Raw genomic sequence first — 13,463 nt, forward strand, 5'->3', positions numbered from 1 at the left:
GAGTTGTTAGAGCACCATTTGACTTCTGGAGGCCACCGGCCCAAGTTCCCTCGTGCGCTCGGTCAGTTCTCGCATGGTCTGGGTGAACTGGATGCCGTCGCTGGCACCGATCCAGGTGAGCTGCAGCCGGTCGGCTTCAAAGCCGAACTGGGGCAGGATCTCCTTTAGCAACCGGATGCGGCGCCGGGCCTTGTAGTTGCCGTTGATATAGTGGCAATCGCCCGGGTGGCAGCCGCTGACCAGCACCGCGTCGGCCCCCTCCAGAAAGGCCTTGATGATGTACTGGGGGTCCACCATGCCCGTGCACATGACGCGGATCAGCCGCACGTTCGGTGGATAGGTGAGCCGCGAGGTGCCGGCGAGATCAGCGGCCGTGTAAGTGCACCAGTTGCAGACAAAGGCGATGATCAATGGCTCGAAAGATTGCATGAGTTTATCCTTTTAAGCCGGTTAAGGGTTTAGGCGGTACTGATGTCGATGACTTCAAAAGTAAAAAAGCATGAAAGCGAAGGTGTTCCATCAATTTGATTGCTCCTATATATAAGATGGCAGAATTCCTTAACTTTCATACTTTCTGACTTTCCTGCTTTCATACGCCTTATCGTTATCAACCTAAGCGGCGGCCGAGGTCGACGTGTCCGAACCCTCGATCTTCTCCAGATGTTCCAGAACATCGATCGAATCGAAAATGCCGTCGATTTCAGAGAAGATCTGCTGACTCTTGAAGTGCCGGCTGCTGGCGGCGCCGCTGGGACAGAAACCCGAACAGCTGCCGCACCCTTTGCATATCAAAGGGTTGACCTCGCTGACCTGTTTGAGTTCGTTGAACGAGATGGCGCTGTATGGACACAGGCCGATGCAGATCTGGCATCCGGCGCAGATATCCGGATCGATGTAGGAGATGGTGGGGGCGATCTCCACCCGGCCCCGGGCCGCCAGGGCCAGGGCCTTGGCCGCCGCGCCCGACGCGTGGGACACGGCATCCGGGATGTCCATGGGCTTCTGGCAGCAGCCGGCCAGAAAGAGGCCGTCGGTGGCCGTGTTGAGCGGCCCCAGCTTGGGATGGGCCTCCAGGAAGAAGCCGTCGGCCCCCTGGTTGACGCCGAAGACCCGGCCGACCTGCAGCGCATCGCTGCGGGCCTCCATGGCCGTGCAGAGCACCACCATGTCCACGGGAACACGCAGGTTTTCGCCCAGTAATGTGTCTTCGGCCAGCAGGATCAATTTGCCCTGTTCCGCTTCGGATGTCGCTTCGTCGGTGATTTCGGCCACCTTGCCGCGGATGAAGGTGGTGCCTTCCTCCTGGCAGCGCCGGTAGAACTCTTCGTATCCTTCGCCGAAGCAGCGCATGTCGATGTAAAAATCATACACATCGGTATCATGGCCGACCTTCTCCTTGATCAGGTGGGTGTACTTGAGGGCATACATGCAGCAGACCCGCGAGCAGTATTCATGATAGTTGACATCGCGGCTGCCGATGCAGTGCAGCAGGGCCACGCTCCGCGGCGGCCGTTCGAAACGACCGCTGTCGCCGCGCATGAGAATCCGGCCGCCAGTTGGGCCGGTGGCATTGCTCAGTCGCTCGAATTCCAGGGCGGTGAAAACATTCTGGAAACGACCGTAGCCATACTGGGTCATGGGGGTGGGATCGAGCGTGTCATAACCGGTGGCCAGGATGATACTGCCCACCTGGAGATGGAGATCGGTCGGTTGCATCAGGTGGTCGATGGCATGGGCCTCGCAGGCGGACACGCACTGCATGCATTCGCAGCAGACGCCGCAGTTGAGACAGCGTTCGGCTTCGGCGCGTGCCTCGGCCTCGGAGAGGGGCTTTTCGACTTCCGCAAAGGGTTCGGCTCCGGCGATGAACGGTACAAAGGGCGGTTCGACACGCTTTTCAGGGTGGACGTCATCAGGAATCGGGGCCCAGTCGGCCGTCTCCGCATCGGGCCGGGGCGGCCTTTCCGGGAGGTCGGTCAAGGGTTCACCGCGCAAGAACAGGTCCATGGCCGCCACCGTCCGATGGGCCGCCCCAACGGCTTCGATGGCCGTGGCCGGGCCGCTCACCATGTCGCCGGCGGCAAATACATACGGCAGGCTGGACTGCCCGGTGACCGGGTCGGCCAGGAGCAGGCCGCGGCGGTCCCATTGCAGTTCCGGCACCGACGCTGCCCAGGCGGTATCGGTGAGTTGCCCGATGGCCGGAATGATCGTGCCACACGGCACGCGGAACTCGGCGCCCTCGATGGGTTCCGGGCGGCGTCGGCCGCTGCGGTCGGGCGGTCCCAATCGGTTGCGCACGCAGGTCAGTGCGACCACCCGTCCGTCTTCCCTTTCGACTCGCAGGGGGGTGGCCAGAAATTCGAACCGGATACCCTCGATCTTGGCCTGCTCGATCTCCTCGCGATAAGCCGGCATCTCCTGCTCGCTGCGGCGATAGACCACGGTCACCGGCGCATCGCTCAGTCGGCGGGCGGTGCGGGCCGCATCGATGGCCACATTGCCGCCGCCGACCACCGCCACCGGGCCGACCGGCGCGATGGGCGTTCCCATATTCACCGCGCGCAGGAAACGAACGCCGTCGACGACGCCGTCACCGTCCGATTCGCCCTCGATGTTCAGCTGCATGGCCTTGTGGGCCCCGATCCCGAGGAAGATGGCCGCAAACCCCTGTTCCTTCAGGTTGGACAAAGTAAAATCACGCCCCAGGCGACGACCGGTATGCACTTCGACGCCCAATCTCAGGATGTGATCGATCTCCCGGTCCAGCACCTCGGGCGGCAGCCGGTAGTCGGGAATGCCGGCCCGCAGCATGCCGCCCAACCGGTCCAGCGCTTCATAAAGAACGATCTGGAATCCTTTCAGACGCATGTAGTAGGCGACCGTGAGGCCGGCCGGACCGCTGCCGATCACGGCGATTTTTTCAGGCCGTTCGTCGATGGGCGGCACGGCCCGCCCCACCAGCGACACCTGGTCGGCCGCAAACCGCTTCAATGCCCGGATCGCCACCGGTGCTTCCACCTGGGCGCGGCGGCACTGGGATTCGCACGGGTGGGGGCAGATACGGCCCAGGGTGCCGGGCAGGGGCAGCTGTTCCATGATCAGGGATACGGCCTGTTCGTATTTGCCCTGGGCGATGAGCTGGACATACCCCTGCACATTGACCCCGGCCGGACAGGTGCGCGTACAGGGAGCGGTGTCGCGCTTTTCGATCTGAAAGGCGATGGGCACCGCCTGGGGAAAAGATCGGCCGATGGCCCGGCGCTCGCCCAGGCCCTGGTCCCAGTCATTGGGAATCGACACTGGACACACCTTGGCGCACTCGCCGCAGCCGGTGCAGACCCCCTCCTTGACATAACGCGCTTGCTGATGGACCGTGACGCTGAAGTTGCCCACGAAACCCGATACATCGGTTACCTGACTGAGGGTGTGCAGCCGGATATTGGGATGCTGCCCCACGTCGACCATCTTTGGCGTGCCGATGCACGCCGCGCAGTCCAGGGTGGGGAAGGTCTTGTCGAACTGCAGCATGTGGCCGCCGATGGTGGATCCGGCCTCGATCAGATGAACCGTGTGGCCGGCGTCGGCCATGTCCAGGGCCGCCTGCATGCCGGCGATGCCGGCACCGACCACCATCATCACCGGGTGCACGTCGGCCCATCGGCTCTGCAGGGATTCATGGCCCCGCACGCGGTGCACAGCGGCCGCCACCAGGGTCTTGGCCTTGGCCGTGGCGAGGATGGCATCCTCGGTGACCCAGGAGACCTGCTCGCGAACCGAGGCCATCTGGAAATAATAGGGATTCAAGCCCGAGCGCCGGCAAACGTTCATAAAGGTGGTGCCGTGCAGGCGAGGCGAACAGGAGGCCACCACCACGCGGTCGAGATGATACTCGGCGATGTCGGCCTCGATCATGGCCTGTCCGGGATCGGAACACATAAACCGGTAGTCCCGGGCCGCGACCACTCCCTCGAGCTGTTTGGCAAATTCGGCTACGGCCGCCACATCCACCCGGTGGGAGATGTTGATGCCGCAATGGCAGACATATACACCGATTCGCATGGTCAGACCCTTTCCGTGTTGCGGCTGTTTTTGGACGTGCCTGTCAGGCGCCGCACCACTGCTATGAAATCCTCGGCTTCGGGGGGATTGGGCAAGAATGCCTCGGGGGACGGCAGCCGCCCGATGGTAGGAGCATAGGGTTGTGTCTGATAGGGCCCCCCTGTGCGCCGTGTCAGGTTGGAGAGCATGACCACCGGCAGCCGGCAAAGCGCCGGGTCTGCTTTGAGCCGGCCATATATCGATTGAATCTGCTCCGCCGGCAGCATGGCGTCCAGGACGATGAGGGAGAGATTGCGCGTGCGTGCCTTTGACAACGCCTCGCTGGAATTGTCGGCGGTCAGTGGATCGAACCCGTGGGCCTTGAGGAGATTGGTAATATAGATCAGACGATCGGGCTCGTTCTCGATGACGAGAATCTTGAGTTGGGTTGCCGGCACGATCTCTCCTTTTCGACCTCTATGGTTAAAAAGGGTGGTGCGTTCGGCCAATCCGATTGAAGGGAGGTATACGCACAGGATGTGCCATGACCGTGTGAAGGCATATAACGGCATGAAATTATACGGCTATGCCGAATTTTACGCGGGAGGTAAAGGGCGATTCTGGAACGGGGATATGTTGCAATAATGGAACAAAAGCGTTGAGTACAACAATAATCTACTAAATTTAAACATTAATATCATAATAGAATGAAACAAAAATGTTTCACAAGTCGTCTCCTGCGCCTCACTTTCACGGGTGAGATCCATTTGCATGTTGCACCGGGGTGAAACACTTACGCCAACCCGTAGCGCTTGATCTTGCGCCAGAGGGTGGTGCGGTCCATGCCCAGGCTCCTGGCGGTTCGGCCCCGGTGGCCGTAATATTTGGCCAGAGTGGCGGCGATCTGTCCGGCCTCGTCCGCAGGCGGCGCCTTCTGCCCGCTCGGTGGGCATACAGGCGCCGGAAAAGGAGCGAGAAGGTCTTCGGGCAGATGGCATTTACGGATAGGGCCCGTGCCGCACAGGATCAGAGCATGTTCGATGATATTCTCCAGTTCGCGCACGTTGCCGGGATACTTGTAATTGAGCAGGATCGCCATGGCTTGGTCGGATATGGCGGGCGGCGGCGCCCCCTGGGCCGCGCAGAGCTTGCGCATTACGTGGCGGATCAGCAACGGCAGGTCGTCGCGCCGCTCCTCCAGGGCAGGCAGCTCGATGCGCAGGACTTTCAAGCGGTAAAACAGGTCTTCCCGAAACAGGCCGTCCTTGACCAGTTGCTCCAGCCGGCGGTTGGTGGCCGAGATGATGCGCACATTCACCCGCTGGGTGCGCCGGCTGCCCAAGGGGTAGAACTCCTGTTCTTCGAGCACCCGCAGCAGCTTGGCCTGCAGGCTCAGCGGCAGGTCGCCGATTTCGTCCAGGAAAATGGTGCCGCCGTCCGCCTCCTGGAACCGGCCCGGTTTGTCGCGGTCCGCACCGGTGAAGGCCCCTTTGACATACCCGAAGATCTCCGATTCGATCAGGCTGTCGGGGATCGCCGCACAGTTGACCTTGACCCAGGGCTTGGATGCCCGGGGACCGGCGTCATGGAGAATCTTGGCCAGTATATCCTTGCCCGTGCCGGTGGCGCCCTGGATCAGGACCGTGGCGTCGCTGGCCGCCACGGCCGGGATCATGGCAAAGATCTTCTGCATGGGCGGGCTCTTGCCGATCATGTCGCGGCAAGTGTAGCGGCCCCGGATGGCCTGGTTGAGCTGGTGTACCAGTGTCATGTCCTGGAAGGTGACCAGACCGCCCACCACGGCTTCGCGCTCGTCACGCAGGGCCGCGTAGTTGGCCCGGATGGGAACGATGCCCCCTTCGCTGTCCCGCAGGCGCCCCTCCAATCCCCGGTAGACCGTGTTTTTCCGGATGGCCGTCTCTATGGGCGAGGGCGCATCGGGTCCCGGTTCGACAAAGATGTCGGTGCTGGGCCGGCCGAGCAGGGTGGTGCGTTCGTAACCGGAAATACGTTCGGCCGCGGTGTTGAAGAAGGTGATCAGTCCGCCCCGGTTGGTCGTAAAAACACCCACGTCGAGGCTGTCGAGGATGTTTTTCAGGCTGCGTTCCTCGTAGCGCAGCCGCTCGATGAGATCGCTGATGGGCGAATGGTCCTGGAGGATGGTCAGGCAGCCGATCACCGTGTGGTCTGCGGCGTAAATCGGGATGGCCATGCGGCTGATCAGGTGCTGTCGCATCTCCTCGTCGGCGACGTTCACCGTCGACTTCCGGGATTGGCCGTCCCCGCCGCCCACGATGCAGTTGACCATGCAGGGCACGCCGGTGAAAACTTCGCGACAATCCTTGCGCAACACTTCGTTGGCGCGCAGCCCGATCAGGGCTTGGGCGCATTGGTTGATGGCCGTGATTTCATGGTCGAGGTTGACGGTGAAGGCGCCGATGTTCAGTTCGTCCAGAACGGCCAGCCATTGATCACAGGCCGGATTGGAGGCCAGATTGGAATGTTTGCGAATCGCGGTCATGCGGCGTTATCTCCTTGGGTGCCTGCCGGCAAACGAATCGTGAAGGTCGTTCCCTGGCCCGGGAGACTCTCAAAATCGATCGTTCCCCTGTGGCGCTCGATGATGCCGTAGGTCGTGGCCAGTCCCAGCCCGGTGCCGCCCCCGTCCTGTTTGGTCGTGAAAAAAGGTTCGAACACGTGGGGTGCGACTTCCGGGGCGATCCCGCAGCCCGTGTCGCTGACCGCGATCTCCAATGTCGCTCGGCGATGGTCGCCCCGGGCGATGATCTCCAACCGCCCCCCGTTGGGCATGGCATCGATGGCGTTGAAGATCAGGTTGAGCAGGCACTGTTGCAGCTGGTTCGCATCGCCGATGACCGTGGGCAGCGATTCCGGCCATCGATGGATCAGCTCGATGTGTTGGAGGTCGAGCCGGTGGCGGCTCAGATCCACACAGCGCTGCAACAGCGGTGTCATGGCCACCGGTTGAAAATCGGTCGGCGAGCTGCGGGCGAAGGTGAGCAGGTTGCCCACGATGCGGGCGCAGCGCGCGATCTCCTGTTCGCAGATCGTGGTGTAGCGGCGGAATTGAGCCACGCGATCGGCGTTGAGCGGCGGCCGCTCGGAAGTGTGCAGCATGAGGCGCAGATAGTTGAGCACGCCGGCCAGCGGGTTGTTTATCTCGTGGGCCACGCTGGCCGCCAGCCGCCCCAGGGAGATCATCTTGTCCTGGTGCAGGATGCGCGCCTGATCGGCCATCTGCTGTTCGAGTTGGCGGATTTTGCGGAGATCCCGGACAAAACAGACCAGGCCCTCGGCATGCTCCCGGTCGCCGATGGGTGCTGCGGACAATTGGACCGGAATGGCTTTTCCGTCGCTCGCGCGTAAGCAGCTTTCGTAAAGATAGAGGCGGTTGGGACCACCGTGGCAATTTTCTGCCAGTGCCTTCTTGAAGGCGTCGTATTCCGCCGGTGCGAAGAATTGGCTCAGCCGCATGCGCTGCAGGACTTCCTGCTTGGGACAGCCCAGCATCGCTTCCAGGCTCGCATTGTAGGTGACCACCCGTTCGTTCCCGTCGCATCCCAGGATGCCATCGATGGAGCTTTCGATCAGCTTGCGCTGGTAGGCGAAGGTTTCCAGCAGCTGTTGGGTGGTATCGTCCCAGCCCTCTTCGAGGTGGCGGGTGTACGCCTTGAGCTGCCGGCGGGTCGTGACACGCTGCCGGGCGCGCTCGAGCGACACCATCAGCACATTGCTGTCGATGGGCTTGGTGATGAAATCGGATGCATCCAGATGCAGGGCGCGCACCGCCGAGGCGATATCCCCGAAGGCCGTGGCCACGATCACCTCGATATCGGGATGGTGCTGCTTGATTTTTTCCAGCAGCGCGAGGCCGTCCAGGCGCGGCATGCGAATGTCCGTGAGCACGATGTGTGGATCATACCGTTCGCATTGCTCGAGCGCCGCCTGACCGTCGGAGGCCGTGGCGATCGTGTAGCCCGCGTCGCTCAGGGTAAGGGCCAACACCTCGCGAACGTCTTTTTCGTCGTCCACGACCAGAATGCGCCAGTCTGCGTTTTGCCCCATGCCGGTCCCCTGTCGATGTTGGGTGTGGGCGGGTTAAAGAACCAGGATGATTATCCAGATTATAGGTAAACGCGTTGACGGCGTCAATGCGGCACTCCGGCCTTTACACCAGTTCCTTGACAGCAGACAGGGCCGTATCGTAATTGGGCTCCTCGCCAACCTCCTTGACCAGCTGGTAGTAGCGTACCACTCCTTCCCGGTCGACCACCAGGACCGCCCGGGCCAGCAAACGCAGCTCCTTGATCAACAGTCCGGCCGCTTCGCCGAAGGCCGCCGCGCGGTGATCCGATAGGGTGGTGACTCGATCCACGCCGGCCGCGCCACACCATCGCTTCTGCGCAAAGGGCAGGTCCATGCTGATGGTGAGAATCGTCACGTCCTGGCTGAGGTTGGCGGCCTCGGAGTTGAAGCGGCGCGTTTGCATGTCGCACACCGGGGTGTCCAAAGAGGGGACCACCGATACCACCACGATTTTGCCCTTGTAATCGGATAATCTCACCGGCTTTAGGTCATTGTTCAACAGCTCCGCATCGGGCAGCTTCTGACCGATCTTGATTTCACTGCCCAGCAGGGTCAACGGGTTGCCGTGCAGGGTAACAGCATTGGGTCTCGCGTCCATGATGCCTCCTTTTGAAATATGTCGCCTCCGGATTGAACCGGCGGGTGTCGAAAGGGTTATCTTTCGGTTACAGGATCATCGTCGGCTGATGATTCCATAATTGAACAACGATAATGCCAGGCAGGGCGAATGCAAGCGCTACCGGGCAGAAGGAGGGGGTGAGTCTGGAATTTGCTTCACGCGGCTTTTGAAAATGACCGATTTACCTGGTTGTGGATGAACACGAGGCAGGATAATAGCCGCCACGTGTTTGTTTGGCTGATTTACGATCCAATCGTCGATTTGTCAAACCATCCGATGAATGACGTTCATGACACCAGGGATCGCCTGCGTGGCAGCCCATCCGCCAAACGTTTGAGCCACACGGCGATACCGGCCAGGATCAGGCGGGGGATGGTGATCCACCACACAGAGACGCCGATGGCCACGAAGAGCAGCGTGTCTTCGAGCAGGGAGTGGGAGATGGCGATGTGGTGGTTGAGCAGGTCGGCTTCGGCGCGGGTCAATTGGCCGCGGCTCACGTGGTCGAGAATGACGCCGGCGCCGTAGGCCAGGCCCAGGGTGTTGGCCACCACCCACAGGAAGGCGGCCCGGGGCGGGACCCCGAGAAGGGTGAGGGGATACTTGAGCCAGCGCGAGATCCGACCAGTGATGCCGAAAGCTTCGAGGATGCGCTGCAGGATCATGAGCAGGAGCACCAGCACCATGATCTTGACGCACAGATAGGCCATGCTCACCGCCCAGGCCTGCAGCTCGGCGAAGAAGCCGGGCGTGGCGAGCACCTTGCCGGCGGCAAGGGCCGCGGACGGGACGCTGTCCGGCGGCAGCAGCAGATGCAGGGCGAAGCCGCCGGCAAAGCTGGCGGTCAGGCGGACGGCGAGCATGAGCAGCAGCGACGAGCCGGTCTTCTTCTGCACCGTGCTTTCCACCGGCAGGTTGTGGGAGATCAGGCACATCAGGGCCAGGATAGTGACGGCGCGGCCGGTCATGCCCAGGGTCTCGATGACGGCGATGCACGAGTAGATGTTGAGAAGGCAGGCCGTGGCGAATACGATGGCGGATTCGCCGGGCAGGCCCAGCAGGGCGAAGATCGGCGCGAAGAGTTTGGCCAGCAGGGAGAGGGCGCCCGTGGTCTTGAGCAGCAGTACGGCGAAAGAGACCGGGACTGTGATGGAGAGCAGCCAGCGGCCGGTGCGCAGGGCCGGCGGCACGGCCTCGACCACGCACCGTTTGAGGGTGCCGGGCCAGACCGGGCGGCGGGCGGTCGGATCGGTTTCCAAAGGGTTCTCCATCCGTTCAACCGGTTTTGAAAGTTTATGACGGTCTGCGGATTGGGATCATATCTGTCTGCTTTTGACAATTAAAATTTTAACGGCGCTGTAAGAAGTCCAAAATCGGCGTTGCGCTCATCCCGTCGTCCTTGCGGCGTAGGACCAGTACGCCTCCGGACACGGAATTTCGCGCGCCTTGATCTTGAACTTCTTTTGGCACCGTCCGACAACGATTTTTTACGAATTCATCGATTTTTACCGGCACTGCCATCGGACGCGAGGGTCATAGTCGGGGTTGTTTTTTTGACAACCCCATTGCGTAAAGTCGCATTCTTGCATAGTATGGGGGCGCGATTTTGCAAACCCTCAGAACACCATCTTTCAAAAACCTTATAAATAAGGAGTTGACCATGAAAAAGCGAATCCTGTCCTGCCTGGTTTTTGCCATGATTCTCTGTTTTTCGGCGACGTCGTTGCAGGCCAAGACCAAATGGAACGCCAACTCGGTCTGGCCGCCCAACAACCACCAGACCATCGCGCTCGAAACGTTTGCCAAGAAAGTCAAGGAGATGACCGGCGGCGAACTGGAGATCGTGGTGCTCAGCGGAGGCGCGCTCGGATACAAGGGACCGGAGTTGCTCAAGACCGTGCGGGATGGCCTGGTGCCGTTGTCCGACATCCTGATCAGCGGCGTGGCCGGCGACGAAGCCATCTTCCAGGTGGTGACCTTGCCGTTCCTGTGCCGTAATCTGGAAGAGGCGCGCCTCCTCAACGACATCGCCCGGCCCTACTTCGATAAGGTGGCCGAAAAATGGAAACAAAAAATCCTGTTTGTTTCGCCATGGCCCGGCGCCGGCTTATGGACCACCAAGAAGGTGCAGAGCGTCGACGATATGAAGGGGCTCAAGACGCGCACCTACGACAAAAACGGCGCCCTGGTGGTCGAGGCCACCGGCGGCACGCCCTATGCGCTGCCCTTCAGCGAGGTCTATTCTTCATTGGCCACCGGCCTGATCGATTCGGTCATCACGTCGACCCCCACGGCCGTGGATGCCAAATTCTGGGAAGTTCTCAAATTCTATGAGCCCCTGAACATCACCATCGCCGTGGACATGATCAACGTGAACCTCAAGGCCTTCAACAAGCTGGACGAGAAGAGCCGCAAGGCCGTGCTGGCCGTGGCCAAGGAGATGGAAGCGTCGGTCTGGGCGCAAGTGGCGGCGTTGGACAAGGAAAAAGAGAGCCTTTGCAACAGCAACGGCATCGAAACCGTGCCGCCTTCGGATGAGTTGATGAATGCGCTGACCGACGTCACCAAGGGCATCCGCGAGGACTATTTGAAGAGCGCACCGCCGGAAGCACGCGAGATCGTGGCGGCCTTTCTGAAAAAGGTCGGCCGTTAGAGAGGCTTCCCCCGGGTCTATTTAACACCTGTCCTTAATGCATGTTGAACGATGTAGAAGATTGCCGGCGGTCAAGCGCCTTGTCCGCCGGCAATCTGTTCTATTGGGCGTTGCGGATCGATCCGACCGGGACGACACCAGGGAGTTTTCATGAACGCATTTTTCAAATGGCTGGTCCGCGCTTTCGACCGGCTTTCCGCAGTCGGCGGGGTCCTTTCGGGCATCATGATGTGCCTGGGCGTGGTGATGATCACGTGTGAGATCCTGTTGCGCAGCTTGTTCAGCAAAACCCTTTACGTCACCGAGGAGTATGCGGGCTACCTGATGGCCATGCTCACCTTTTGCGCCCTTGGGTTCACCCTGCGCGAGCGCGGCCACATCCGCATGACCTTTCTGCACCGCGCGGTGACCGGAAGGGCGCGGATCTATCTGGACATGGCCTGCTATCTGATCGCCTTCGGGTTCTGCCTGATCCTGACGTACTACACCTGGATTTTCTTCTGGGATTCGGTGGTCTCCGGATCGCGCTCCATGCAGATTTCCCAGACCTATCTCGCCATCCCCCAGGCGTTTTTACCGCTCGGGGCATTGATATTCACCTTGCAGTTCGTGGGCGAGTTTCTCAGAAGCATCCTGATGCTGCGCGGCGATACCACGGGCATCGTATTGAGAGAAGATCTCGGCGACCTGGGGCGTTAGACGGGCCTCGGGTGGCGGCGATAAATAAGGAGCGCTGTTTTGGATCTGGCAACGGTTTCTTTGACTTTATTCATCCTGCTGGTGGTTTTTCTCGGCGGCACGGTCTGGATCGGCATTTCGCTTTTCCTGATCGGCATGGGCGGTCTGGTGCTGTTTACCGATGTGCCTTTCGGGCTGATTTTGAGCAACACGGTGTGGAACAACACCAGCGGATCGGCCATGCTTGCACTGCCCATGTTCGTCTGGATGGGCGAAATCCTGTTCCGCAGCCGTATTTCCCAGAACTTGTTCAACGGGCTGGCGCCGTGGATGGATGCCATCCCCGGCCGGTTGCTGCATGTCAATATCATCGCCTGCACCTTTTTCGCGGCGGTCAGCGGGTCGTCGGCGGCCACCACGGCCACGGTCGGCCAGATTACGGTACCCGAGTTGAGGAGCCGCGGTTACAACGGCCCGCTTGCGGTCGGCTCCCTGGCCGGGGCCGGCACCCTGGGGTTTTTGATCCCGCCGAGCATGATGATGCTGGTCTACGGGATCATCGGGGATGTGAGCATCGGAAAATTGTTCATCGCCGGCATCATACCGGGCATCTTGATCGCCGGGCTGTTCAGCAGTTATATCATGATCCGTTGCCTGCTGAACAAGCGGCTGGCGCCGGCCGCCGCCGATCGCTACAGCTGGAAGCGTCGCCTGCTGGGGCTCAAGGAGATCGCCCCGGTCGCGTTGCTGATCCTGGTGGTGCTGGGTAGCCTCTACCAGGGCTGGGCCACGCCCACCGAGGCCGGGGTCGTGGGCGTCGTGGGGGCCTTCTTTTTCGCCTTGCTGACGCGCAGCATGAACCGGCAGGTGTTTGTCGACAGTCTCACCGGCGCAGTCCGCACCAGCTGCATGATCATGATGATCGTCATGGGCGCGGGCTATCTTTCCGTGGCCATCGGCTACCTGGGCATCACCCGCGAACTGACCATGTTCGTTACCCAGCTGGGATTGTCGGCCTACATGCTGGTACTGATCCTGACCCTGCTCTACCTGGTGCTGGGATGCCTGCTCGACGGGTTCTCCATGATCGTCATGACCACGCCCATCGTGCTGCCGTTGATCCAGGTGGTGGGGTTCGATCCGATCTGGTTCGGCATCTACCTGGTGTTGATGATCGAACTGGCCCAGATCACCCCACCGGTGGGTTTCAATTTGTTTGTCATCAGCGGATTGACTGCGGAGGACATTCTGACCATCGCCAAAGCGGCCTTTCCCTTTTTCATGCTGATGTGCATGACGACGGCCATGGTGACCTTATTTCCCAAGATCGTGCTGGTATTGCCGGAGATGATGAAGTAGAGAAAG

General features: G+C 60.8%; 10 protein-coding genes. 3 read left to right on the forward strand and 7 right to left on the reverse strand.

The annotated features are described in order from the left end of the window. Positions 1-6: 6 nt before the first annotated feature. The 7 genes from DFT_RS04165 to DFT_RS04195 form a co-directional block, all read right to left on the reverse strand. On the reverse strand, positions 7-429 hold the full coding sequence (locus DFT_RS04165) for a hydrogenase iron-sulfur subunit (protein WP_054029956.1): 423 nt from the start codon (positions 427-429) through the stop codon (positions 7-9). A 183-nt stretch (positions 430-612) separates the two neighbouring features. After that, positions 613-4,062 carry an FAD-dependent oxidoreductase gene (locus DFT_RS04170; RefSeq protein WP_054029957.1) on the reverse strand — a complete coding sequence of 1,150 codons (3,450 nt, stop codon included), beginning with the start codon at positions 4,060-4,062 and terminating at the stop codon, positions 613-615. Between the two features lie 2 nt (positions 4,063-4,064). Next, on the reverse strand, positions 4,065-4,499 hold the full coding sequence (locus DFT_RS04175) for a response regulator (RefSeq protein ID WP_054029958.1): 435 nt from the start codon (positions 4,497-4,499) through the stop codon (positions 4,065-4,067). 335 nt (positions 4,500-4,834) lie between these two features. Further along, positions 4,835-6,562 carry a sigma-54-dependent Fis family transcriptional regulator gene (locus tag DFT_RS04180; protein WP_054029959.1) on the reverse strand — a complete coding sequence of 576 codons (1,728 nt, stop codon included), beginning with the start codon at positions 6,560-6,562 and terminating at the stop codon, positions 4,835-4,837. Next, positions 6,559-8,127, reverse strand: coding sequence for an ATP-binding response regulator (locus DFT_RS04185; protein WP_054029960.1), 1,569 nt, complete (start codon positions 8,125-8,127; stop codon positions 6,559-6,561). The genes DFT_RS04180 and DFT_RS04185 overlap by 4 nt, the downstream gene beginning before the upstream one ends. 103 nt (positions 8,128-8,230) lie before the next feature. Then, complete coding sequence (gene tpx, locus DFT_RS04190) at positions 8,231-8,746, reverse strand: thiol peroxidase (RefSeq protein WP_054029961.1); 516 nt, start codon at positions 8,744-8,746, stop codon at positions 8,231-8,233. Positions 8,747-9,054: 308 nt separating this feature from the next. Next, the gene (locus tag DFT_RS04195; RefSeq protein WP_054029962.1) at positions 9,055-10,026 is read right to left on the reverse strand and encodes a hypothetical protein; all 972 of its coding nucleotides are present in this window, start codon (positions 10,024-10,026) and stop codon (positions 9,055-9,057) included. A gap of 401 nt (positions 10,027-10,427) precedes the next feature. On the opposite strand from DFT_RS04195, the gene DFT_RS04200 reads away from it, so the two are divergent. From DFT_RS04200 to DFT_RS04210, 3 genes are all read left to right on the forward strand, one after another. Next, on the forward strand, positions 10,428-11,420 hold the full coding sequence (locus DFT_RS04200; protein ID WP_054029963.1) for a TRAP transporter substrate-binding protein: 993 nt from the start codon (positions 10,428-10,430) through the stop codon (positions 11,418-11,420). 150 nt (positions 11,421-11,570) lie between these two features. Beyond that, positions 11,571-12,119 (forward strand): TRAP transporter small permease subunit, encoded by a 549-nt coding sequence (locus tag DFT_RS04205; RefSeq protein WP_054029964.1) that lies wholly within the window; start codon positions 11,571-11,573, stop codon positions 12,117-12,119. 39 nt (positions 12,120-12,158) lie between these two features. After that, the gene (locus DFT_RS04210) at positions 12,159-13,457 is read left to right on the forward strand and encodes a TRAP transporter large permease (protein WP_054029965.1); all 1,299 of its coding nucleotides are present in this window, start codon (positions 12,159-12,161) and stop codon (positions 13,455-13,457) included. The last annotated feature ends 6 nt before the right edge of the window (positions 13,458-13,463 follow it).

The organism is Desulfatitalea tepidiphila (genome assembly GCF_001293685.1).
Lineage (GTDB): Bacteria > Desulfobacterota > Desulfobacteria > Desulfobacterales > Desulfosarcinaceae > Desulfatitalea > Desulfatitalea tepidiphila.